At 56.8% G+C, this 22,573-nt stretch carries 20 protein-coding genes and 1 other RNA gene; 6 read left to right on the plus strand and 15 right to left on the minus strand.

The annotated features are described in order from the left end of the window. Positions 1-23: 23 nt before the first annotated feature. From gcvP to ygfB, 7 genes are all read right to left on the minus strand, one after another. Positions 24-2,897, minus strand: coding sequence for an aminomethyl-transferring glycine dehydrogenase (gene gcvP, locus APU02_RS05385; protein ID WP_060569474.1), 2,874 nt, complete (start codon positions 2,895-2,897; stop codon positions 24-26). Between the two features lie 208 nt (positions 2,898-3,105). After that, entirely contained in the window at positions 3,106-3,495 is a 390-nt protein-coding gene (gene gcvH, locus APU02_RS05390; protein ID WP_042292161.1) for a glycine cleavage system protein GcvH, read from the minus strand. Between the two features lie 25 nt (positions 3,496-3,520). After that, entirely contained in the window at positions 3,521-4,615 is a 1,095-nt protein-coding gene (gene gcvT / locus APU02_RS05395) for a glycine cleavage system aminomethyltransferase GcvT (RefSeq protein WP_042292164.1), read from the minus strand. Positions 4,616-5,065: 450 nt separating this feature from the next. Then, positions 5,066-6,268 (minus strand): FAD-dependent 2-octaprenylphenol hydroxylase, encoded by a 1,203-nt coding sequence (ubiI, locus tag APU02_RS05400; protein ID WP_060569475.1) that lies wholly within the window; start codon positions 6,266-6,268, stop codon positions 5,066-5,068. 99 nt (positions 6,269-6,367) lie between these two features. Further along, entirely contained in the window at positions 6,368-7,546 is a 1,179-nt protein-coding gene (gene ubiH, locus APU02_RS05405; RefSeq protein WP_060569476.1) for a 2-octaprenyl-6-methoxyphenyl hydroxylase, read from the minus strand. After that, on the minus strand, positions 7,543-8,859 hold the full coding sequence (gene pepP / locus APU02_RS05410; protein WP_060569477.1) for a Xaa-Pro aminopeptidase: 1,317 nt from the start codon (positions 8,857-8,859) through the stop codon (positions 7,543-7,545). The genes ubiH and pepP overlap by 4 nt, the downstream gene beginning before the upstream one ends. Positions 8,860-8,886: 27 nt before the next feature. After that, complete coding sequence (ygfB, locus tag APU02_RS05415; RefSeq protein WP_131729030.1) at positions 8,887-9,465, minus strand: UPF0149 family protein YgfB; 579 nt, start codon at positions 9,463-9,465, stop codon at positions 8,887-8,889. A 167-nt stretch (positions 9,466-9,632) separates the two neighbouring features. Between ygfB and zapA the strand changes: the two genes are divergently transcribed. The 3 genes from zapA (at position 9,633) to APU02_RS05430 (ending at position 10,807) form a co-directional block, all read left to right on the plus strand. Then, positions 9,633-9,962: a cell division protein ZapA gene (zapA, locus tag APU02_RS05420; RefSeq protein WP_006686880.1), complete on the plus strand. Its 330-nt coding sequence runs from the start codon at positions 9,633-9,635 to the stop codon at positions 9,960-9,962. A 41-nt stretch (positions 9,963-10,003) separates the two neighbouring features. Then, positions 10,004-10,187: non-coding RNA, 6S RNA (gene ssrS, locus APU02_RS05425), on the plus strand. A gap of 23 nt (positions 10,188-10,210) precedes the next feature. Continuing rightward, positions 10,211-10,807, plus strand: coding sequence for a 5-formyltetrahydrofolate cyclo-ligase (locus APU02_RS05430; RefSeq protein ID WP_060569478.1), 597 nt, complete (start codon positions 10,211-10,213; stop codon positions 10,805-10,807). A gap of 92 nt (positions 10,808-10,899) precedes the next feature. Here the strand turns inward: APU02_RS05430 and serA are convergent, their stop codons facing one another. Both serA and rpiA read right to left on the minus strand, forming a co-directional pair. Then, a complete protein-coding gene (gene serA / locus APU02_RS05435) occupies positions 10,900-12,132 on the minus strand; it encodes a phosphoglycerate dehydrogenase (protein ID WP_042292195.1) in 1,233 nt (410 codons plus the stop codon). A 262-nt stretch (positions 12,133-12,394) separates the two neighbouring features. Further along, positions 12,395-13,054 (minus strand): ribose-5-phosphate isomerase RpiA, encoded by a 660-nt coding sequence (gene rpiA, locus APU02_RS05440; protein WP_042292197.1) that lies wholly within the window; start codon positions 13,052-13,054, stop codon positions 12,395-12,397. Positions 13,055-13,215: 161 nt separating this feature from the next. Here rpiA and argP point away from each other — a divergent pair, with 161 nt between their 5' ends. After that, entirely contained in the window at positions 13,216-14,109 is an 894-nt protein-coding gene (gene argP / locus APU02_RS05445; RefSeq protein WP_060569479.1) for a DNA-binding transcriptional regulator ArgP, read from the plus strand. A 6-nt stretch (positions 14,110-14,115) separates the two neighbouring features. Here argP and APU02_RS05450 read toward each other — a convergent pair whose 3' ends face one another. The 4 genes from APU02_RS05450 to serB are packed head-to-tail and all read right to left on the minus strand — an operon-like array spanning position 14,116 to position 18,667. After that, positions 14,116-15,015 carry a LysR family transcriptional regulator gene (locus APU02_RS05450; protein ID WP_060569480.1) on the minus strand — a complete coding sequence of 300 codons (900 nt, stop codon included), beginning with the start codon at positions 15,013-15,015 and terminating at the stop codon, positions 14,116-14,118. Positions 15,016-15,037: 22 nt separating this feature from the next. Next, the gene (nadR, locus tag APU02_RS05455) at positions 15,038-16,270 is read right to left on the minus strand and encodes a multifunctional transcriptional regulator/nicotinamide-nucleotide adenylyltransferase/ribosylnicotinamide kinase NadR (RefSeq protein ID WP_060569481.1); all 1,233 of its coding nucleotides are present in this window, start codon (positions 16,268-16,270) and stop codon (positions 15,038-15,040) included. Positions 16,271-16,304: 34 nt separating this feature from the next. Then, the gene (gene radA, locus APU02_RS05460) at positions 16,305-17,687 is read right to left on the minus strand and encodes a DNA repair protein RadA (RefSeq protein WP_060569482.1); all 1,383 of its coding nucleotides are present in this window, start codon (positions 17,685-17,687) and stop codon (positions 16,305-16,307) included. An 11-nt stretch (positions 17,688-17,698) separates the two neighbouring features. Next, positions 17,699-18,667, minus strand: coding sequence for a phosphoserine phosphatase (serB, locus tag APU02_RS05465; RefSeq protein WP_042292209.1), 969 nt, complete (start codon positions 18,665-18,667; stop codon positions 17,699-17,701). Positions 18,668-18,784: 117 nt separating this feature from the next. On the opposite strand from serB, the gene APU02_RS05470 reads away from it, so the two are divergent. Both APU02_RS05470 and lplA read left to right on the plus strand, forming a co-directional pair. Further along, complete coding sequence (locus APU02_RS05470; RefSeq protein WP_060569483.1) at positions 18,785-19,429, plus strand: YtjB family periplasmic protein; 645 nt, start codon at positions 18,785-18,787, stop codon at positions 19,427-19,429. Positions 19,430-19,449: 20 nt separating this feature from the next. Further along, positions 19,450-20,466 (plus strand): lipoate--protein ligase LplA, encoded by a 1,017-nt coding sequence (lplA, locus tag APU02_RS05475; protein ID WP_060569484.1) that lies wholly within the window; start codon positions 19,450-19,452, stop codon positions 20,464-20,466. Positions 20,467-20,525: 59 nt separating this feature from the next. On the opposite strand, the gene deoD is transcribed toward lplA, so the two are convergent. Continuing rightward, complete coding sequence (deoD, locus tag APU02_RS05480) at positions 20,526-21,245, minus strand: purine-nucleoside phosphorylase (RefSeq protein ID WP_042292216.1); 720 nt, start codon at positions 21,243-21,245, stop codon at positions 20,526-20,528. A gap of 103 nt (positions 21,246-21,348) precedes the next feature. Further along, entirely contained in the window at positions 21,349-22,572 is a 1,224-nt protein-coding gene (gene deoB, locus APU02_RS05485) for a phosphopentomutase (protein ID WP_042292218.1), read from the minus strand. Between the last annotated feature and the right edge of the window lies 1 nt (position 22,573).

The raw sequence follows: 22,573 nt of genomic DNA on the forward strand, positions 1-22,573 counted from the left end.
ATGTCACTGACACAGCGGAATGATTACTGGTATTCGCTCATCGGTACGCAGGAGCAGAACAGGTTACGGTCGCCGTAAACATCATCAAGACGCTTCACGATCGGCCAATACTTATTCGCCACCCCCGTCGGGAACACCGCGACTTCGCGGCTGTAGCTGTGATGCCATTCTGCCACCAGCTCGTTCTGGGTATGCGGCGCGTTCACCAGCGGGTTATCGTCCAGCGACCACTCACCCGCTTTCACGCGATCGATCTCCGCACGAATCGCCAGCATCGCATTGATAAAGCGATCCAGCTCGACCTTGCTTTCAGATTCCGTTGGTTCCACCATCAACGTGCCCGCTACCGGGAACGACATGGTCGGCGCATGGAAGCCGTAGTCGATCAGGCGCTTGGCAATATCCAGTTCGCTGATGCCCGTCTCTTCTTTCAGTGGACGAATGTCGAGAATACATTCGTGCGCCACGCGACCGTCGCGGCCGGTATACAGCACCGGGAACGCGTCTTTCAGACGGCTGGCGATATAGTTGGCATTGAGAATCGCCACCTGGCTTGCCTGCTTTAAGCCCTCCGCGCCCATCATCCGGATGTACATCCAGCTGATCGGCAGAATAGACGCACTGCCAAACGGTGCGGCGGAAACCGCGCCCTGACGAGTCAGCATTCCTTCAATCTGTACCACGCTGTGGCCCGGCACAAACGGCGCCAGGTGCGCTTTCACGCCAATCGGCCCCATGCCCGGACCGCCGCCGCCGTGCGGAATACAGAAGGTTTTATGCAGGTTAAGGTGCGAAACATCCGCGCCGATAAAGCCTGGCGAGGTAATGCCAACCTGAGCGTTCATATTCGCCCCGTCAAGGTATACCTGACCGCCATACTGATGAACGATCTCGCACACTTCACGGATCGTCTCTTCATACACGCCGTGGGTGGAGGGGTAGGTCACCATGATGCAGGAGAGATTTTCGCCCGCCTGCTCTGCCTTCGCGCGCAGATCGGCAAGATCGATGTTACCGTTCTTGTCGCAAGCGACAACCACAACCTGCATCCCTGCCATTTGTGCAGAGGCCGGGTTAGTACCGTGGGCGGAGGCCGGGATCAGGCAAATATCACGATGCCCTTCGTTACGGCTTTCATGGTAATGACGAATCGCCAGCAGACCAGCATATTCCCCCTGCGCGCCGGAGTTTGGTTGCATGCAAACGGCGTCGTAGCCGGTCAGTTTCACCAGCCAGTCGGCAAGCTGGCCGATCATCTGCTGGTAACCTTCCGCCTGCTCCGGTGGACAGAACGGATGCAGTTCAGCGAATTCCGGCCAGGTGATCGGGATCATCTCTGCCGCCGCGTTCAGCTTCATCGTGCAGGAGCCCAGCGGGATCATCGCCTGATTCAGCGCCAGATCTTTGCGCTCAAGCGAGTGCATGTAGCGCATCATTTCGGTTTCGCTGTGATAGCGGTTAAATACCGGATGACTCAGGATCGCGTCGTCACGCAGCATACTTTGCTGAACAGAGCGGCTGTCATGGGCGACGTCTTTGTCCAGTGCGTCTACGTTCAGACCGTGATCGTCGCCGAGCAGGACGGTAAAAAGTTGCTCTACGTGTTCACGGGTTGTGGTTTCATCCAGAGTAATGCCCACTGCGCTGATGATATCGCTGCGCAGATTAAATTCTGCGGCTTCCGCACGCGCCAGCACCGCGGCTTTATCTGCCACTTCCACACACAGGGTATCGAAGTAGTGCGCATGACGCAGTTTCAGCCCTTTTTGCTGCAAACCTGCCGCCAGAATATCCGTCAGGCGGTGAATACGATTTGCGATACGTTTCAGGCCAACCGGACCGTGATATACCGCATACAGGCTGGCAATATTCGCCAGCAGCACCTGTGAGGTACAGATGTTGGAGTTGGCTTTTTCACGACGGATGTGCTGTTCGCGCGTCTGCATCGCCATGCGCAGCGCGGTGTTACCCGCCGCATCTTTCGATACGCCAATGATTCGGCCCGGCATGGAGCGTTTAAATTCATCTTTTGCCGCAAAGAAGGCCGCGTGAGGACCGCCGTAGCCCATCGGCACGCCAAAGCGCTGGGCGGAGCCGAACACAATGTCCGCGCCCTGTTTGCCCGGCGCCGTCAACAGCACCAGCGCCATAAAATCGGCCGCGACGCTGACAATCACCTTCCGCCCCTTCAGTTCGCTAATCAGCGCGCGGTAATCGTGCACTTCGCCGGTGGTGCCGACCTGCTGCAACAGCACGCCAAAGACGTCCTGATGATCCAGCACTTTTTCGGCGTCATCGACAATCACGTCAAAACCGAAGGTTTCCGCACGCGTCCGCACGACATCCAGCGTTTGCGGATGGACGTCAGCGGCGACGAAGAAACGGTTGGCGTTCTTCAGTTTGCTCACCCGCTTCGCCATCGCCATGGCTTCTGCTGCGGCAGTCGCTTCATCGAGCAGCGAGGCAGACGCCATATCCAGACCGGTCAAATCCAGCGTTACCTGCTGGAAGTTGAGCAGCGCTTCCAGACGGCCCTGAGACACTTCCGGCTGGTATGGCGTGTAAGCGGTGTACCAGCCCGGGTTTTCCAGCATATTGCGCAGGATCACCGGCGGTAACTGCACGGCGGTGTAACCCATACCAATGAAGGAGGTGAAGCGCTTGTTACGTCCGGCGATGGCTTTTAATTCAGCCAGCGCTGCATATTCTGTCGCCGCCTCGCCCACCTGCGGCGGTGTGGCAAGCTGAATATCTTTCGGCACAATCTGGCCGATCAGCGCATTTAACGACTCGGCGCCAACCGTATTCAGCATTTCTTGCTGCTGCGCGGCGTCCGGTCCGATATGGCGTTCAATGAAAGCGCCGCTGTTTTCAAGCTGGCTTAACGTCTGTGTCATGGGCGATGGTTCCTGAAACGTGCAGTGAATCGTGATTGTCTTTAACTCAATTGCCCGGTGGCGATACGCTTACCGGGCCTGGGCATATAAAACGAATATGCAGAATCATTCGCGTTGCAGGAGGGCGGCGACGCAGAGGATCCCCAGGCGCTTAGGTGAGTCAGCGACCGGGGTAAGCCACGCCTGCAGCGTGAAGGATGCAGCGTTTTTACTCGTCTTCTAACAATGCTTCGTACGCCGTGGCGTCCAGCAGCGAATCCAGTTCGCTCTCATCGCTGGCTTTGATCTTAAAGATCCAGCCCGCGGCATACGGCTCGCTGTTGACCAACTCCGGAGAGTCGCTCAGCGCGTCGTTGACGGCCACAATCTCGCCGCTCACTGGCGCATAGATGTCAGACGCCGCTTTCACGGACTCGGCCACCGCGCAGTCGTCGCCTGCGCTGACCGTCGCGCCCACTTCTGGCAGGTCAACAAACACCATATCGCCCAGCAACTCCTGAGCGTGTTCAGTGATGCCAACGGTGTAGGAGCCATCTGCTTCTTTACGCAGCCATTCGTGTTCTTTGCTGTATTTCAGTTCTGCGGGTACGTTGCTCATCAATCAATCTCCAGAAAAGGATGAATCACGCGACGGCTTTGCCGTTGCGCACAAAAACAGGTTTAGTCACTTTTACCGGCATTTCACGGTTACGGATCTGCACAATCGCCGTCTCGCCAATGCCTTCCGGCACACGCGCCAGCGCAATGCTGTAGCCCAGCGTCGGAGAGAACGTACCGCTGGTGATGATGCCTTCTTGTTGATTACCCTGGGCATCGGTAAAGCGGACCGGCAGCGCAGTGCGCAGCACGCCTTTTTCCGTCATTACCAGACCGACCAGCTGTTCGGCGCCTTTTTCACGCTGCATCTCCAGCGCTTCACGACCAATAAAGTCGCGCTCAGCCGGTTCCCAGGCGATCGTCCAGCCCATATTGGCCGCCAGCGGGGAGATCCCTTCGTCCATCTCCTGACCGTACAGGTTCATGCCCGCTTCCAGGCGCAACGTGTCGCGTGCGCCGAGGCCGCACGGTTTAACGCCAGCATCGACCAGCGCCCGCCAGAAATCGGCGGCCTTTTCATTCGGCATCGCAATTTCATAGCCCGCTTCGCCGGTGTAGCCGGTGGTTGCGATAAACAGATCGCCCGTCTGGACGCCGAAAAACGGTTTCATGCCTTCTACTGCCTGACGCTGTTCGTCGGTGAACAACGTGGCGGCTTTCGCCTGCGCGTTCGGCCCCTGAACGGCAATCAGCGACAGGTCATCACGAACGGTGATCTCAATGGCGTAAGGTTCGGCGTGTTGGGAGATCCAGGAGAGGTCTTTTTCGCGGGTGGCGGAGTTGACAACGAGGCGGAAGAAATCTTCGGTAAAGTAATACACAATCAGGTCATCGATGACGCCGCCCGACGCGTTAAGCATACCGGAATACAAGGCTTTCCCGGTTTTGGTGAGCTTTGCCACATCGTTCGCCAACAGATAGCGCAAAAACTCCCGGGTGCGGCTGCCGTGCAAATCGACGATGGTCATGTGCGACACATCGAACATGCCGGCATCGGTGCGGACCGCATGGTGCTCATCAAGCTGAGAACCATAATGCAGCGGCATCATCCAGCCATGAAAATCGACCATGCGCGCGCCACATAGCGTGTGTTGTTCGTACAAAGGAGTCTGTTGAGCCATCTTGTCCTCATTGAATAAGCGGGGCTGACAACCATTTCGCCGTGACAATATTCACCACGAAACCTGGCGCCGGAGCCCTGTCCCGACCCCGACGCAAACGTTCTCTTTGACTCTGAACTTACCACCGAAACTGACGCTTAACCATAAGGCAAAATTAATCATCACATTAGCTTATGACAAAAAATCGCCAGCAGCACAGAGAAATAAAATACTGCTTAAACACCCTTCTGCCTGTGTTTTATTTTTAAAATTGCGCACTCTCTCCGCATAATGAAACATTTAATGCGGAAAAATTATCAAAAATCACGCAGCGTAAAAACACTTTCATTAGAAAAAGTAATGCGAAAACGAGGGTGAAATTAGTTTATTTCAAATGAGCGAAGGTCCCCGGCGAAGACGCCGGGAGAGAGAAGTGTGACGGGTCTCAAACTCTGTGAATCGGGACGATTCTCAGCGTAGCCATTCGGGAAGATCGTTCAGGCCCATCGCCTGACGAATCAACTGCGGTTTTACGCCAGGAAGGGTATCGGCCAGCTTCAGACCGATATCCCGCAGCAGTTTCTTCGCCGGGTTCTCACCGGCAAACAGTTCGCGGAAACCCTGCATACCCGCCAGCATCAGCGCGGCGCTGTGCTTGCGGCTGCGCTCGTAGCGACGCAGATAAAGATATTGACCGATATCTTTGCCCTGACGATGCAGACGCTTGAGCTCCTCAATCAGTTCTGCGGCATCCATAAAGCCAAGATTCACGCCCTGACCGGCCAGCGGGTGGATGGTATGGGCGGCATCGCCGACCAGCGCCAGCCGGTGCGCAGCAAACTGACGCGCATAGCGCCCGGTCAGCGGAAACGCCTGACGCTCGCTTTCCACACGGCACAGGCCGAGACAGTTATCAAACGCGATGGTCAGCGCCTGGTTAAACGCGGCCTCATCAGCCTGCTGCATCCGTTCCGCCTCTTCAGGCGAAAGCGACCAGACGATAGAACACAGGTGCGGATCGCTAAGCGGCAGGAACGCGAGAATCCCGTCGCCGTGAAACACCTGACGGGCCACTGCGCCGTGCGCTTCTTCAGTACGAATGGTGGCGACCAGCGCATGGTGACGATAGTCCCAGAAGGTTAGCGGAATGTCCGCTTTATTACGCAACCACGAATGCGCCCCGTCGGCGCCAATGACCAGACGCGCGGTGAGCATCGTTCCGTCCTTCAGGGTCAGGAAGGTTTCGTTTTCACCCCACGCCACCTGTTGTAACTCCGCTGGCGCCAGCAGCGTGATATCGGAAGACTGTCGGGCCTTTTGCCACAGCGCGTCGTGAATGACAGCATTCTCGACGATATGACCGAGATGGCTGTAACCCATACTTTTGTCATCGAACGTGATACGGCCAAAGCTGTCTTTATCCCAGACTTCCATTCCGTGATAACAGCTCACACGGTGGGAAACGATCTCTGACCATACGCCGAGACGGCTCAGCAGTTTTTCACTGGCGGCGTTGATGGCCGACACGCGAAGCGCTGGCGCCGCATCCGCTGCCAGAGGCTGCGGTTCACGCTGCTCAAGAACCGCGACGCGCAGTCCGCTGCCCTGTAAACCACAGGCGACAGCCAGGCCAACCATGCCTCCACCAACAATTGCTACATCAACACTTTGCACTGTTTACTCCTGGTCAAAAAAACGTCGTTCGTCTGTTGCAGACCTGATAAAGCCCTCATTCAGGCATTTTAACGCGCATCGTGCCGGATGGCGGTTCACTTATCGCGCAACCCAGCCAAGCGTGCGCTTCACCAGAGCGTCACGGGCGGGTGGAAACAGCTCCATAGCCATTAACCCGACGTTGCGCCCAACCACCAGCGGTATCCAGCGATTGGCAAACAGATGCACCATGCCATCGGTCACGCCGACCGTGGCGTTCCGGTCTTGCTGGCGGCGCTGCTGATAGGCGGAAAGCACATTGTAATCGCCGATATCCTGCCCCACAGACTGCGCCTGTGTCAGGGTTTCAGCAAGACTCATCACATCGCGCAGCCCGAGGTTAAACCCTTGTCCGGCGATTGGATGCAGCGTCTGCGCCGCATTGCCCACCAGTACGGTGCGATGGGTAAACGCTTTCGCCGCCGTAGTCAACGCAAGCGGATAAGCATTACGTTTGCCCGCCAGCGTGATCCGGCCAAGCCGCCAGCCGAATGCTGTCTGCAGTTCGCGGCAAAAACGTTCGTCTGACCAGGCCAGAATCTCGTCGCGCTTTTCCAGCGGGTGACACCACACCAGCGAACAGCGGCCTTCAGACATGGGCAGCATCGCCAGCGGACCATGCGCGGTAAAGCGTTCAAAGGCGCGGCCGTCATGCGCAAGAGACGTGGCGACGTTCGCTATCACCGCCAGTTGCTCATACGGTTCCTGCTGCCAGTCAACGCCACACGCGCTTGCCAGCGCTGAACGCGTGCCGTCGGCGGCAACCAGCAGGCTACCGGTAACCGTCTGACCGTTTTCCAGCGTCACGCTCACCTGCTCCGCCGTGCGCGATACGCTGGCGACCCGATCCGGGCAGTGCAGCGTAACGCCAGACGCTTTGCGCAGCAGGGCAAAAAGCCGCAGCCCTACGTCGTGCAGTTCAACCACCTGCCCCAGCGCCGGGAGGCGATAGTCCTCAGCATGAAGGGTAACAAATCCGGCATGACCGCGATCGCTGACGTGAACGCTTGTGATAGCGGTCGCGCAGTCGGCAATGGCCTGCCACACGCCTATTCGCGCCAGTTGCTGGCAGGTACCTGCTGCCAGCGCAATCGCCCGGGCGTCGAATCCGGGGTGGCCATCGGCCTCCGGCGCCGTCGCTTCAATCAGATGTACCGGCAGCGTCCCATGACTGAGTTGCGAAATAGCCAGCGCCAGCGTCGCTCCGACCATGCCGCCGCCCACGATAATCACGCTCATTGCTGACGCGCCGCCGCCATCAGCGCTTCAATCTCGTCCGCTTTTTTCACGACGCTGGCGGTGAGATTCTCGTTGCCGTTTTCGGTGATCAGGATGTCATCTTCAATACGAATGCCAATGCCACGGTATGCGTCAGGCACATCGGCATCCGGAGCGATATACAAACCCGGTTCAACAGTGATGACCATCCCCGGTTCCAGAATCCGCGAGCGATCCTGACCGTATTCGCCAACATCGTGCACATCCAGACCCAGCCAGTGGCTCAGGCCATGCATGAAGAACGGGCGATGAGCGTTGTCGGCAATCAATTGCTCCACCTCGCCATGCAGGATGCCAAGCTTCACCAGTCCGGTGATCATAATGCGCACCACCTCGCCGGTGACCGCCTGAATGGACGTTCCCGGACGGAACAGGCGCAGGCTGGTTTCCAGCGACTCGAGCACGATGTCATAAATTTCACGCTGGGCCGGGGTGAATTTGCCATTCACCGGGAAAGTACGTGTGATGTCCCCCGCGTAACCTTTGTATTCACATCCCGCATCGATCAGCACCAGATCGCCGTCGCGCATTTCGCTTTCGTTTTCGGTGTAATGCAAAATACAGCCGTTTTCACCGCTGCCAACAATGGTGTTGTAAGAAGGATAACGTGCGCCGTGGCGGTTAAATTCGTGATGGATTTCACCTTCAAGCTGGTATTCGAACATACCGGGACGGCACTTTTCCATCGCCCGGGTATGCGCCAGCGCGGTGATTTCGCCCGCGCGACGCATGAAGGCGATCTCTTCTTCTGATTTAAACAGGCGCATTTCATGCACCATTGGACGCCAGTCGGTCAGGGTTGCTGGTGCTTTCAGATTCTGCCGCGACCCTTTGCGCAGTTTTTCCAGCGCAGAGAAGACGATCTCATCGGCATAAGCGTACGCGCCCTGCGCGTGATAAACCACGTCCAGCCCGTTAAGTAACTGGTACAGTTGCTGATTGATTTCGCTGAAGGCCAGCGCGCGATCGACACCCAGTTTTTCCGGTGCGGCATCCTGCCCCAGACGACGACCAAACCAGATTTCTGCGGTCAGATCGCGCACGCGATTGAACAGTACGCTGTGGTTATGGGTTTCGTCGCTTTTGATCAGCACCAGCACAGCTTCCGGCTCGTTAAAACCGGTGAAATACCAGAAATCGCTGCTCTGGCGATACGGGTACTCGCTGTCTGCGCTGCGGGTGACTTCGGGTGCGGCAAAAATCAGCGCGGCGCTGCCTGGCTGCATCTGCGCCAGCAGTGCCTGGCGACGACGTTGGTATTCCTGCGGTGTCATGACGTGGCCTCCGTTTTCGTTATCTTTTTAGTGTAGCGTCGGTTTTCGCACTTCCGGTGCGGTCGGCTGCTGTCGGGTAAAAGTGTCGTGACACAGCAGCGCGGCAACGCGCACGTACTCTATGATCTCCTCGAGGGACATTTCCAGTTCCTCCTGGTCTTCATCTTCGTCGTAGCCAAGTTGCGCGATATTACGCAAGTCGTCGATGGCTTCACCCGTTTCGCCGGTGACCTTATCCAGTTTAGGCTGCGTCACGCCCAGACCGAGCAGGAAATGGTTGACCCATCCCGCCAGCGCGTCGGCGCGATCGAAGACGCTCACGTCATCGCCTTCAGGCAGATAAAGCTGAAAAAGGAAGCCGTCATCTTCCAGCGCGTCGCTGGTGGCCGCGTGCATTTTGCGCAACGCCTGAGCCAGTTCATGACCGAAGGCCAGCCCCTCGTTCGTCAGGTCGTGAAGCAGCGGCTGCCATGAGCTGTCGTTGTTGCCGCCGCAAATCATCCCGCTGATTAAACCGTGCATTTCGGCTGGTGTCAGGCCAGCCCCTTGTTGGTTCAAATACTGGTTCATTTCGTTGTAACCAGGCATTTCGTTCTGTATAGACATACGCATTCGTCATCAAAGGGAGGATATTCATGATATGCTACCACTTTGGACCCTGGTGATACCAGAAAAGGGCTTGTATCTTCACACCAGGGTAGCTATAGTGTCGCCCCTTCGCGGACCCCGGGTCTGGAGACGAAGGCAGCGCAGTCAATCAGCAGGAAGGTGGCATGTCTGCACAACCCGTCGATATCCAAATTTTTGGCCGTTCACTGCGAGTGAATTGCCCGCCTGAACAAAGGGATGCGTTGAATCAGGCTGCGGACGATCTGAATCAGCGGTTGCAAGATCTGAAAGTTCGCACTAGAGTCACAAATACTGAGCAGCTGGTTTTCATTGCCGCACTGAACATCAGCTACGAATTAACTCAGGAAAAAGCGAAGACCCGCGACTACGCGGCGAGCATGGAGCAGCGTATTCGGATGCTACAACAGACCATCGAACAGGCACTGCTTGATCAGGGTCGCATAACCGAAAAAACGGGCCAAAATTTTGAATAACACTTCCCGGTTGACTATGGTACAGTGACCTTGAAGAAAAAATTTCTCTGAGATGTTTGCAAGCGGGCCAGTCCCCTGAGCCGATATTTCATACCACAAGAATGTGGCGCTCCGCGGTTGGTGAGCATGCTCGGTTCGTCCGAGAAGCCTTAAAACTGTGACGACACATTCACCTTGAACCAAGGGTTCAAGGGTTACAGCCTGCGGCGGCATCTCGGAGATTCCCCTTCTTAAATCTGGCGACAGCCATGACGCTACATTCTGAACTTTCCTTATCCAGACAAGACATTCGCCGTATGATTCGGCTACGCCGCCGCGCCCTGACGCCATCATATCAACGTGAATCTGGTCAGCGCGCCGCTACCCGTATGCTTGCTTATCCTCCGGTGGTGATGGCGCATACGGTCGCCGTGTTTTTATCCTTTGATGGCGAACTCGACACACAGCCGCTGATCGAGCAACTCTGGCGCGCGGGCAAGCGCGTTTATCTGCCGGTTCTTCATCCTTTCAGCCCCGGCAATCTCCTGTTTTTACACTATCACCCGCAAAGCGAACTGGTGACAAACCGTCTGAAAATTCAGGAACCTAAGCTCGACGTACGCGACGTACTGCCGCTTGCGGATCTGGACCTGCTGGTGACCCCGCTGGTGGCGTTTGACAAACAGGGTCAGCGATTAGGCATGGGCGGCGGTTTTTACGATCGCACGTTGCAAAACTGGCAGCAGCATGGTTTTACGCCAGTGGGGTATGCGCACGATTGCCAGGTTGTAGAAGCCTTGCCCGTTGAGAAGTGGGATGTTCCGCTACCTGCGGTGGTGACGCCGTCGAAAGTGTGGGAGTGGTGAAAAAACCGGGTGGCGGCTGCGCCTTACCCGGACTGGAGTTTGACTCTGTATCAGGCCCGGTCAGCGTTAACGCCACCGGGCATTCTGGATAATCAGTACAGCAGACGTGCGCGAATGGTGCCTGGAATGGCTTTCATCGCCTGCAACGCTTTTTCCGCCACGTCTTCATCCGCTTCAATATCAATCACCACATAGCCCATTTGCGCTGAGGTTTGCAGATACTGCGCAGCGATGTTCACGCCCTGCTCAGCAAAGATCTGGTTAAGCGCAGTCAGTACGCCCGGACGGTTTTCGTGGATATGCATCAGGCGACGCCCACCGTGCAGCGGCAGCGAGACTTCCGGGAAGTTCACCGCAGAAAGCGTGGAGCCGTTATCGGAGTATTTCACCAGCTTACCCGCCACTTCAAGACCGATATTTTCCTGCGCTTCCTGCGTGGAACCGCCGATGTGCGGCGTCAGGATCACGTTATCGAATTCACACAGCGGCGAGGTAAACGGATCGCTGTTGGTCGCAGGCTCGGTCGGGAAGACATCGATTGCCGCCCCGGCCAGATGTTTGGTTGCCAGCGCATCGCACAGCGCCGGAATGTCGACGACCGTACCGCGCGCGGCGTTGATCAGCAGCGATCCGGGCTTCATCAGGGCGATCTCTTTCGCGCCCATCATATTTTTCGTGGAGGCGTTTTCTGGTACGTGCAGGCTGACCACGTCGCTCATATTCAGCAGGTCAGAAAGATGCTGCACCTGGGTCGCGTTACCCAGCGGCAGTTTGTTTTCAATATCGTAAAAGAAGACATGCATACCCAGCGATTCCGCCAGGATCCCCAGTTGCGTACCGATATGGCCGTAACCAATGATCCCCAGCTTTTTGCCACGCGCTTCGAACGAACCGGCCGCCAGTTTGTTCCACACGCCGCGGTGCGCTTTGGCGTTGGCTTCCGGCACGCCGCGCAGAAGCAGCAAGAGTTCACCAATCACCAGTTCCGCAACCGAACGGGTATTTGAGAACGGTGCGTTGAATACCGGAATACCGCGCTTCGCCGCCGCGGACAGATCAACCTGATTGGTGCCGATGCAGAAACAGCCGATGGCGACCAGTTTTTCCGCTGCGTTGATCACGTCTTCAGTCAGATGGGTACGGGATCGCAGGCCAATGAAGTGGGCATCACGGATGGACTCTTTCAGCTGTTCAGCATCCAGCGCCCCTTTGTGAAATTCGATGTTGGTATACCCTGCCGCACGAAGGCTATCCAGCGCCTTCTGGTGCACGCCTTCAACCAGCAGAAACTTAATCTTGTCTTTCTCCAGCGATACCTTTGCCATTTCCCCGCCCCTGTGTTTTATCTGATGTTGTGTGTGCGGATTTCCATCCGCCTTTCAACATATCAAAAAAAATTATTGCGGCAATATGAACGTTTGCGTCGACTTGCTGAAGAAATATCATGCAGCGGGAAATACCAGAGGAAAATGCTGGAGATAACTTTTTCTTTGGTGAGTTCAGCAGGGCAAACGATAAAACGTGACAGAAGTCACCAAATTTGCCCTGCGGAAATTTTTTAACCGGAGACGGACGCCCCCTGTCAGATCATTTGGTAATGGTTTTTACGCCGTCGGCAGTACCGATCAACGCCACATCCGCGCCACGATTGGCGAACAGACCGACGGTCACCACGCCTGGAATAGCGTTGATCGCGTTTTCCATCGCCACAGGGTCGAGGATCTCCATGCCGTGGACATCAAGGATCACGTTACCGTTGTCGGTCACCACGCCCTGACGGTATTCAGGACGACCGCCCAGTTTTACCAGTTGACGCGCGACCGCGCTGCGCGCCATCGGGATCACTTCGACCGGCAGCGGGAAGTTGCCAAGAATATCCACTTCTTTCGAGGCGTCGGCGATGCAAACGAACGTCTTCGCCACCGAAGCGATGATTTTTTCACGGGTCAGCGCCGCGCCGCCGCCTTTAATCATCTGCATATGCGGGTTAATTTCATCCGCACCGTCGACGTAAACGCCGAGGCTGTCCACTTCGTTGAGATCGAACACAGGAATGCCGAGGCTTTTGAGTTTTTCGGTGGAGGCGTCCGAGCTGGAAACCGCGCCTTCAATTTGTCCTTTCATGGTGCCCAGCGCATCAATAAAGTGTGCGGCGGTTGAACCGGTTCCCACCCCCACAATGGTACCTGGCTGTACATACTGAAGTGCCGCCCATCCTACCGCTTTTTTCAGTTCATCCTGCGTCATGATCGTATCGCCTGTGATATGGAAAAATTCACGCGCATTATAGACGATTGCGCGGAAAAATCTTCCCGCCCCGCTCTCACGCTGCGGATTTCGTCTTTACCGGGGGCGAAATTATGTCATAGTGCAGAACAAGCAATAATTTTCAGGAGTGGGTCAGAGCAATGAAACGTCCGGACTACAGAACATTACAGGCACTGGATGCGGTGATACGTGAACGCGGGTTTGAACGCGCGGCGCAGAAGCTGTGCATCACCCAATCCGCGGTATCACAACGCATTAAGCAGCTTGAAAACATGTTCGGACAGCCGCTACTGGTGCGCACCGTTCCGCCGCGTCCGACCGAGCAGGGGCAGAAACTGCTGGCGCTGCTGCGTCAGGTAGAACTGCTGGAAGAGGAGTGGCTCGGCGATGAGCAGATCGGCTCTACGCCGCTGCTGCTGTCGCTGGCGGTTAACGCCGACAGTCTGGCGACCTGGCTGTTGCCCGCGCTGGCGCCGGTGCTGGCCGACTCCCCTATCCGCCTCAATTTGCAGGTGGAAGATGAAACCCGAACCCAGGAGCGTTTGCGTCGCGGTGAAGTGGTGGGCGCGGTGAGTATTCAGCATCAGGCGCTACCAAGCTGTCTGGTCGATAAGCTCGGGGCGCTGGACTATCTGTTTGTCGGCTCGAAACCCTTTGCCGAGCGCTATTTCCCAAACGGCGTTACCCGTTCAGCGCTGCTGAAAGCGCCTGCGGTGGCGTTTGACCATCTCGACGATATGCATCAGGCCTTCCTGCAGCAGAACTTTGACTTACCGCCTGGCAGTGTGCCGTGCCATATCGTTAACTCCTCGGAAGCCTTCGTCCAGCTGGCGCGTCAAGGCACCACCTGCTGCATGATCCCGCATTTGCAGATCGAGAAAGAGCTGGAAAGCGGCGAACTGATCGACCTCACGCCGGGACTGTTCCAGCGTCGGATGCTTTACTGGCACCGCTTTGCGCCGGAAAGCCGGATGATGCGCAACGTAACCGACGCCCTGCTGGCCTACGGTCACAAGGTGCTGCGCCAGGACTGACGCACTTTAAGACCCCGTGTAAAAATGCCTGAGTTCGTCAAATTGCATGGCAAACTCAATATAGCTCATCAGCGCGGGGGAATTCAGCTTACGGCTGGGGTAAACCAGCCAGAGATCGTTTCCCGCCACCGTCCATTCCGGCAGCACCTGGATTAGCTCGCCTTTTTCGACGCGATCTTCCAGCATAAATGCCGGTAGCAAAGTGATCCCCGCCCCGGCAATCGCGCTTTCACGCGCATAGACCAGGTTATCCGTCAGATGCAGGCGATCGGGTACGTGTTGATAATCTTCGTCCCCGCGATGGAATACCCACTCCGTCCACGCCTTGTGGGTAATGCACTGATGTTCCGGCAGTTGCCGCGGATGAGTCAGTTGCGCAAACCGCGAAAGGTAGTCCGCCGACGCCAGCAGGTAACGCGGGCAATGGCCTATCATCCGGCCAATCAGCGTCGAATCCTGCGGCCTGCCGGTGCGCAACGCGACATCGAACCCGCTGTCGACCAGATCCAGCATTTCGTCAGAAATCGAGACTTCAAGGTTCACGTCGGGATAATGCTGTTGAAAGCGGGCGTTCAGACGCGCCAGCAGCGTCGCGCCGATGCCCGCCGGCGAGGTGATGCGCAACCGTCCGCTGGGGTTGTCGCGCAGACGTTGCACCGCGTACTCCGCGCGTTCGCTGGCAGCGAGGATCTCCCGGCAGTGCACAAGATAGTGTTCGCCAGCATAAGTCAGGTTCAGCTTACGGGTGGTGCGGTTAAGCAAACGGATGCCGACCTGCTGTTCAAGCTGGCTGATGCGCTGGCTGACACTGGACTTCGGTAGCCCCGCCTTCTGCGCCGCCGCGGTAAAGCTGCCGTTTTCAGCGACCAGGGCGAACAGCGCCATATCCTGCAAATGCTTAAACATCGTGTTCACCCCGCCGCGAACATTACCCCTGCTCGCCCATCATCTGTTTAACCAGTTCAACGCAGCGCAGGAAGCGTCCGTCGTAATCGGCCTCCTCAACGTGGACAAAGTCGATGTTGTTTTCGCGCAACATCTCCACCAGCAGGGTCTGGAACTCTTTGCGATCCACAGAACTGCCGAGGCTGCGCAAACCGTCGGCCACCCACGGCGTGTTATTTTCCAGCAGGATCACAAGGTCAAAGCGATACTCGTCTATCAGCGCCTGCACAAACGGATGCTCCCGCCCTTCGTACTTTTTGCAGAACGCCTGGGTCGTGACGAAATCGGTGTCGATAAACGCCACTTTGTTTGCGTATTTGACTGCAAAATCAATGTATTGCGCATGTCCTAGCGCAATCTTGTCGTAGTCGGAATACTGAAGCGCCATTTCGTCGCCGCCAAGATGGGAAAAGACGTAGTCACGCCCGTATTCCCACGCGCTGGTGGTGTTGAAGATATTCGCCAGCTTGTTGACCAGCGTCGATTTGCCGCTCGACTCGCCGCCCAGTACCGCCACGGTGCGGACGAAAAACGGCTTTACTTCCGTCGGGATGTATTCCCAGTAGCGGAACGGGTTTTCACGGATTTGCGCGCCGCTAATGCTCATAAAAGTGCGTTTCGGATCGATAAGCACCGTTTCAATGCCCAAATGTTCCAGATACTGCGGCGCGTCGGCTTCCTCAGAGGTATAGATCCAGTTGGGCTGGATGCCCTTATCAGCCATAAACGTTTTGATGCCGCGACTCCACACATCCCAGCCGTGGGGATACGGCTCCATGCCCTCTTCGTTGAACGCATGAATACGAATGTTCTTCTGGTATTTAAAGGTCTGGAGTAGCCAGCGCAGCCGATCCGGCACCGTTGGCTGCTGGGACATGGCGCTGTCTTCAAACAGTTCGCGGTCGCGGGTATCGTCGTAACCCATGATGATATGCAGCTCGTCCACCTGGCTACAGGCACGCTGAATCAGATAAATGTGCCCGGTATGCAGCGGATAGAACTTGCCAAACACCACGCCGATGTTTTTCTGCTGGCGCGGAAATTCCAGACCGAGAAAGCGGTGCAGCGCCTCCAGCTTCTGCGCGCTGGGGCTTTTGATTTTTGCGTTAAGAAGCTGGCTGAGATACCCCTTGGTCATGCCGCTGGCATCCGCCACTTGTTGCAGGGTACAGCCCTTCTGCTTGATGGCGGTTTTGAGATAGTCGAACGATGACACAAGAGCCTCCTGCTGGAAAAACGACGGGTCTTAATTATAAATCGTCAAACACGCTTAGCGCGTCAGAAAGTTTTTTAACGCCGAACACCTGCATCCCTTCCGGCGGTTTTTTCGGCACATTCGCCGCAGGCACAATCGCCCGACGGAAGCCGTGCTTTGCGGCCTCGGAAATACGTTCCTGTCCGCTCGGGACCGGACGGATCTCGCCTGCCAGCCCCACTTCGCCGAAGACCACCAGGTCCTGTGGCAGCGGTCTGTCACGCAGACTGGAGACCATCGCCAGCAGCAGCGCGAGGTCGGCGCTGGTTTCGGTGACCTTCACCCCGCCCACTACGTTAACAAACACGTCCTGATCCGCCATTTGCAAACCACCGTGGCGATGCAGTACCGCCAGCAAAATCGCCAGCCGGTTTTGTTCCAGACCGACCGCCACGCGGCGAGGGTTCGCCATCATCGAGTGATCCACCAGCGCCTGAATCTCTACCAGCAGCGGGCGCGTGCCTTCCCAGACCACCATCACCGAACTGCCGGAGGTAATTTCGTCGCCGCGGCTTAAAAAGATGGCGGATGGGTTGCTGACTTCGCGGAGCCCCTGTTCAGTCATCGCGAAAACGCCAAGTTCATTGACCGCGCCAAAACGGTTTTTATGGCTGCGCAGGGTACGGAAGCGGGAGTCCGCGTCGCCGTCGAGCAGTACTGAACAGTCGATGCAGTGCTCCAGCACTTTCGGCCCCGCCAGCGAACCGTCTTTGGTGACATGCCCGACCATCACAATCGCCACCCCGCGCGTTTTGGCAAAGCGCGTCAGGTAGGCGGCGGTTTCACGCACCTGCGCCACGCTGCCGGGCGAGGACTGAATATCCGCCATGTGCATCACCTGAATGGAGTCGATCACCATCAGCTTCGGCTGTTCTTCTTCCGCAATCAGGCATATCTGCTCAATGCTGGTTTCCGACAGCATGTTGAGATTGTTGGTCGGCAGGCCGAGACGGTGCGCGCGCATCGCCACTTGCTGTAACGACTCTTCACCCGTGACGTACAGGGTTTTCATCTGCTCGGCGAGTTTACACAGCGTTTGCAGCAGCAGCGTTGATTTCCCCGCGCCGGGATTACCGCCTATGAGGATGGCGCTACCGGGAACGACGCCGCCGCCCAGTACGCGATCGAACTCTTTAAAGCCGGTCGAAAAGCGCGGTAGCGCTTCCAGGCTGATATCGGAAAGTTTTTGAACTTTCGCCACGCCCGCGCTGCCGGCGTAACCGCTGAGCCGCTCGTTACGCGCCACCGTTGGCGATGCGGCGAGACGCACCTCAGTGATGGTGTTCCAGGCGTGGCAGGCGCTGCATTGCCCCTGCCAGCGTGAATAATCCGCCCCGCATTCATTACATACAAAGGCGCGTTTTGGAGCTTTTGCCACGGGTTACCTCGTTATTTCTGATTCATGCTGCCAGAAAGAATGCAAAACACGCCCATCAGATCGGCGTGACGGATGGTGATTTCCGTTTTCTCATTCACTTTCGGCTTGGCGTGGTAGGCTATGCCCAGCCCCGCCGTTTTGATCATCGGCAGATCGTTCGCGCCGTCGCCAATCGCCACCGTTTGCGCCATGGGGATCTCATACTCCTGCGCCAACCGGGTCAGGGTATTGGCCTTATATTGCGCGTCAACGATATCCCCCGTCACGTGTCCGGTGAATTTGCCGTCTACGATCTCCAGTTCGTTCGCCACCACGGCGGTTAAGCGCAGCTTTTCACGCAGATACTCGGCAAAAAAGGTGAAGCCGCCGGAGGCGATCGCCACCTTCCAGCCCAGCGTTTCCAGCTTCAGCACCAGTTGCGTCAGACCGGGCATGAGCGGCAGCGTGTCGCGCACCTGATGCAGGATGTTAGCGTCAGCGCCTTTCAGCGTCGCCACGCGGCTGCGCAGGCTGGCGGTAAAGTCCAGTTCGCCGCGCATCGCGCGCTCGGTCACTTCCGCTACCTGCTCGCCGGTACCGGCCAGTTTTGCGATCTCATCAATGCACTCGATCTGGATCGCGGTGGAGTCCATGTCCATCACCAGCAAACCTGGCGTCCGCAGATGCGGTATTTTACCCAGTGGCGCGACGTCCAGTTGCGCATCATGCGCCAGCTTCGTGGCGCGCGGTGTCAGCGACCCCGCCAGGCGGATCACCTGGTAGTCTTCCACGCACCAGGCTGCGACGATCACCATTGCCGCGCCCAGCTTGCTCTGGTACTGGGTCAGTCGTTGTTTATCCAGCCCGCGACCATACAGCAGCCAGCCGCTACGTCCTGCGTGGTAATCCAGTGGCATCACCTCGTCACCACTTAAAGAAAGGGGCAAACCTGGCCATAAAGAGACATCTTCAGGCAAATCGCACCAGGTAATGTTAGGCATTAAAGCTCCTGTAAAATCGTTCGGGCCGGGAAGGTTCCTGGGGAAAATAACGCATGAGGCTACCTTGTAACCATCGCTTCTGGCAACATTAAGCCTCAAATTTTCAGCAGGTGGAATATGGCTCGCGCAAAACTGAAATTTCGGCTTCATCGTGCAGTGATTGTATTGTTCTGTCTCGCACTGCTTGTCGCGCTCATGCAGGGGGCGTCCTGGTTTAGTCAAAACCACCAGAAGCAACGCAATCCGCAGCTTGAAGAACTGGCCCGCACGCTGGCGCATCAGGTCACGCTGAACATCGCGCCTTCTATGCGTACCGAAACGCCTGACGAAAAGCGTATCAAAAGCATATTGCAGCAATTGACCCATGAAAGCCGCATCCTTGACGCCGGGGTTTATGATGAACAGGGCGACATGATTGCCCGCGCGGGTGAAAGCGTAAACGTGCGCGACCGCCTGGCGCTGGACGGCAAAAAAGCCGGGGGCTATTTTAACCAGCAAATCGTCGAACCCATTCAGGGAAAAAATGGTCCGCTGGGCTATCTGCGCCTGACGCTGGATACCCACACCCTGGCGACCGAAGCGAAACAGGTGGATAACACCACCAATATTTTACGCCTGATGCTGCTGCTCTCGCTGGCGATTGGCGTGGTGCTGACCCGAACATTGCTGCAGGGTAAACGAACGCGCTGGCAGCAATCCCCTTTCTTGCTCACCGCCAGTAAGTCGGTACCGGAAGAGGAAGAGAGCGAGAAAAAAGAATAAATTCTGTAAAGGAAAACGCTATGTCTACACTTCGCCTGCTTATTTCTGACTCTTATGATCCGTGGTTTAACCTGGCGGTAGAAGAGTGCATTTTCCGCCAGATGCCCGCCACCCAACGCGTGCTTTTCCTGTGGCGCAACGCGGATACGGTGGTGATTGGCCGTGCGCAAAATCCGTGGAAAGAGTGCAACACACGACGGATGGAAGAGGACAACGTGCGCCTGGCGCGTCGCAGTAGCGGCGGCGGCGCGGTGTTCCACGACCTCGGCAATACCTGTTTTACCTTTATGGCGGGCAAGCCGGAATACGATAAAACGATTTCGACTTCAATTGTTCTTAACGCCCTCCATGCGCTCGGCGTGACGGCGGAGGCCTCCGGGCGTAACGATCTGGTGGTCAAAACACCGAACGGCGATCGTAAAGTCTCTGGTTCGGCCTATCGCGAAACCAAAGATCGCGGCTTTCACCACGGCACGCTACTGCTTAACGCCGATCTCAGCCGTCTGGCAAATTACCTGAACCCGGACAAAAAGAAGCTGGCGGCTAAAGGGATTACCTCGGTTCGCTCCCGCGTGGCGAACCTCACCGAACTGCTGCCTGGGATCACGCATGAGCATGTCTGTCATGCAGTCAGCGAAGCCTTCTTCACTTACTATAACGAACGCGTTGACGCGGAAGTGATCTCGCCGGATAAAACCCCGGATCTGCCCAACTTTGCTGAAACCTTTGCCCGCCAGAGCAGTTGGGAGTGGAACTTCGGCCAGGCGCCAGCGTTCTCCCATCTGCTGGATGAGCGCTTTACCTGGGGTGGCGTGGAACTGCATTTTGACGTAGAGAAAGGTCATATCACCCGCACACAGGTGTTCACGGACAGTCTTAATCCCGCGCCATTAGAGGCGCTGGCAGCACGTTTGCAGGGGTGTTTGTATCGGGCGGATACATTGCAGCAGGAGTGCGATGCGTTGAGGGGAGACTTCCCGGAGCAGGAAAAGGAATTACGGGACGTGTCGGCATGGATAGCGCAGGCAGTGCGTTAAGCGCGTTCTGATGCCTCACCCTGCCCCTCTCCCTTACAGGAGAAGGGCAGGAAAGAGCATTACGCTTTATCGCCCAGCAGAACAGATTCCAGCGCGATTTTAATCATGTCGTTGAAGGTGGTCTGGCGCTCAGCGGCGGTGGTCTGCTCGTGAGTACGGATATGGTCAGACACGGTGCAGATGGTCAGCGCTTTCGCGCCAAATTCCGCCGCGACGCCGTAAATGCCCGCCGCTTCCATTTCCACGCCCAGGATGCCGTATTTTTCCATCACGTCGAACATTTCGCCGTCCGGGGAGTAGAACAGATCCGCAGAGAACAGGTTGCCTACGCGCGCGTCAACGCCCAGCGCTTTTGCCGCATCAACCGCGTTACGCACCATATCAAAGTCGGCAATCGCCGCGAAGTCATGATCTTTGAAACGGATACGGTTCACTTTGGAATCGGTGCAAGCCCCCATACCGATGACCACATCACGCAGTTTGACATCGTGACGCACGGCGCCACAGGAACCGACGCGGATGATTTTCTTCACGCCGAAATCGGTGATCAGCTCTTTGGTGTAGATGGAGCAGGACGGGATCCCCATACCGTGGCCCATCACGGAGATTTTGCGGCCCTTATAGGTCCCGGTGAAGCCCAGCATGCCGCGAACGTTGTTCACTTCACGCACGTCCTCGAGGAAAGTTTCTGCAATGTGCTTCGCGCGCAGCGGGTCGCCAGGCATCAATACGACGTCAGCGAAATCACCCATTTCTGCATTAATGTGAGGAGTTGCCATCTTTCAGTTCCTTTTAATTTGATTTTTTGCCCGGTGACGCGGCGCGATCCGTGCCTACGGTGTTGTAGGCCGGGTAAGGCGCAGTCGCCGCCCGGCAATGACCTCAGAACATCGCCTTGCCATATTCCATGTCAGACGTGCCAAAATATTTCGCAATGGTCTGGCCGATATCCGCAAAAGTTTCACGGTGTCCCAGTGAACCGGGTTTCACTTTCGGGCCGTACACCAGCACCGGGATGTGCTCACGGGTGTGGTCAGTACCGGTCCAGGTTGGGTCACAGCCGTGATCCGCGGTCAGGATCAGAATGTCATCTTCCCCTACCAGTTCCATCAGCTCCGGCAGGCGGCGGTCAAACAGTTCCAGACCCGCAGCGTAGCCTGCGACGTCGCGACGGTGGCCCCAGGAGGAGTCGAAGTCCACAAAGTTGGTGAAGACAATCGTGTTGTCACCCGCGTCTTTCATCTCTTTGACGGTCGCGTCGAACAGCGCGTCCAGACCGGTCGCTTTCACTTTTTTGGTGATGCCGCAGTTAGCGTAGATGTCCGCGATTTTACCCACAGACACTACCTGACCGCCTTTCTCGTCGACCAACTTTTGCAGCACGGTGGGCGCAGGAGGCTCAACGGCCAGGTCGTGACGGTTACCGGTACGCTGGAAATTACCCGCTTTGTCGCCGATAAAAGGACGCGCGATCACGCGGCCAATGTTGTAGCCGCCTTCGGTCAGCTCTTCACGGGCGATTTCGCACAGCTCGTAGAGTTTATCCAGACCAAACGTCTCTTCGTGGCAGGCGATCTGGAACACGGAGTCAGCAGAGGTGTAGAAAATCGGCTTGCCGGTTTTCATGTGCTCTTCCCCGAGCTGGTCCAGGATCACCGTACCGGAAGAGTGGCAGTTACCGAGGTAGCCCGGCAGATTGGCGCGCTTCACCAGCTTATCAAGCAGTTCCTGCGGGAAGCTGTTCTCGTGATCCGAGAAGTAGCCCCAGTCGAACAACACCGGTACCCCGGCGATTTCCCAGTGACCAGACGGCGTATCTTTACCGGAGGAAAGTTCGTGTGCCCAGGCGTAAGCGCCAATGACTTCCGCATTCGCGTCCATTCCGGCCGCGATTTTTCCGGTTGAGCCTTCATGGGCTTTCACCAGACCCAGGCGGGTCAGGTTCGGTAAATTCAGCGGGCCTTTGCGACCGTTATCCGCTTCGCCTTTAGCACAGGCTTCTGCGATGTGTCCCAGAGTATCGGCGCCCACATCGCCAAAGCGATCGGCATCTTCCGTTGCACCAATACCAAAGGAGTCCAGCACCATAATAAATGCACGTTTCATA

The organism is Citrobacter sp. 50677481 (genome assembly GCF_001463265.1).
In the GTDB taxonomy this organism is placed as follows: domain Bacteria; phylum Pseudomonadota; class Gammaproteobacteria; order Enterobacterales; family Enterobacteriaceae; genus Citrobacter_A; species Citrobacter_A sedlakii.

Bases quoted from the DNA above. Each gene is read 5' to 3' on its own strand.
- ygfB (WP_131729030.1), bottom strand. From the start codon at position 9,465: ATGTCTATACAGAACGAAATGCCTGGTTACAACGAAATGAACCAGTAT.
- deoD (WP_042292216.1), bottom strand. From the start codon at position 21,245: ATGGCAACTCCTCACATTAATGCAGAAATGGGTGATTTCGCTGACGTC.
- APU02_RS05470 (WP_060569483.1), top strand. From the start codon at position 18,785: ATGGCTCGCGCAAAACTGAAATTTCGGCTTCATCGTGCAGTGATTGTA.
- lplA (WP_060569484.1), top strand. From the start codon at position 19,450: ATGTCTACACTTCGCCTGCTTATTTCTGACTCTTATGATCCGTGGTTT.
- pepP (WP_060569477.1), bottom strand. From the start codon at position 8,859: ATGACACCGCAGGAATACCAACGTCGTCGCCAGGCACTGCTGGCGCAG.
- gcvT (WP_042292164.1), bottom strand. From the start codon at position 4,615: ATGGCTCAACAGACTCCTTTGTACGAACAACACACGCTATGTGGCGCG.
- rpiA (WP_042292197.1), bottom strand. From the start codon at position 13,054: ATGACGCAGGATGAACTGAAAAAAGCGGTAGGATGGGCGGCACTTCAG.
- gcvP (WP_060569474.1), bottom strand. From the start codon at position 2,897: ATGACACAGACGTTAAGCCAGCTTGAAAACAGCGGCGCTTTCATTGAA.
- APU02_RS05430 (WP_060569478.1), top strand. From the start codon at position 10,211: ATGACGCTACATTCTGAACTTTCCTTATCCAGACAAGACATTCGCCGT.
- argP (WP_060569479.1), top strand. From the start codon at position 13,216: ATGAAACGTCCGGACTACAGAACATTACAGGCACTGGATGCGGTGATA.
- serB (WP_042292209.1), bottom strand. From the start codon at position 18,667: ATGCCTAACATTACCTGGTGCGATTTGCCTGAAGATGTCTCTTTATGG.
- gcvH (WP_042292161.1), bottom strand. From the start codon at position 3,495: ATGAGCAACGTACCCGCAGAACTGAAATACAGCAAAGAACACGAATGG.
- ubiH (WP_060569476.1), bottom strand. From the start codon at position 7,546: ATGAGCGTGATTATCGTGGGCGGCGGCATGGTCGGAGCGACGCTGGCG.
- APU02_RS05450 (WP_060569480.1), bottom strand. From the start codon at position 15,015: ATGTTTAAGCATTTGCAGGATATGGCGCTGTTCGCCCTGGTCGCTGAA.
- zapA (WP_006686880.1), top strand. From the start codon at position 9,633: ATGTCTGCACAACCCGTCGATATCCAAATTTTTGGCCGTTCACTGCGA.
- serA (WP_042292195.1), bottom strand. From the start codon at position 12,132: ATGGCAAAGGTATCGCTGGAGAAAGACAAGATTAAGTTTCTGCTGGTT.
- deoB (WP_042292218.1), bottom strand. From the start codon at position 22,572: ATGAAACGTGCATTTATTATGGTGCTGGACTCCTTTGGTATTGGTGCA.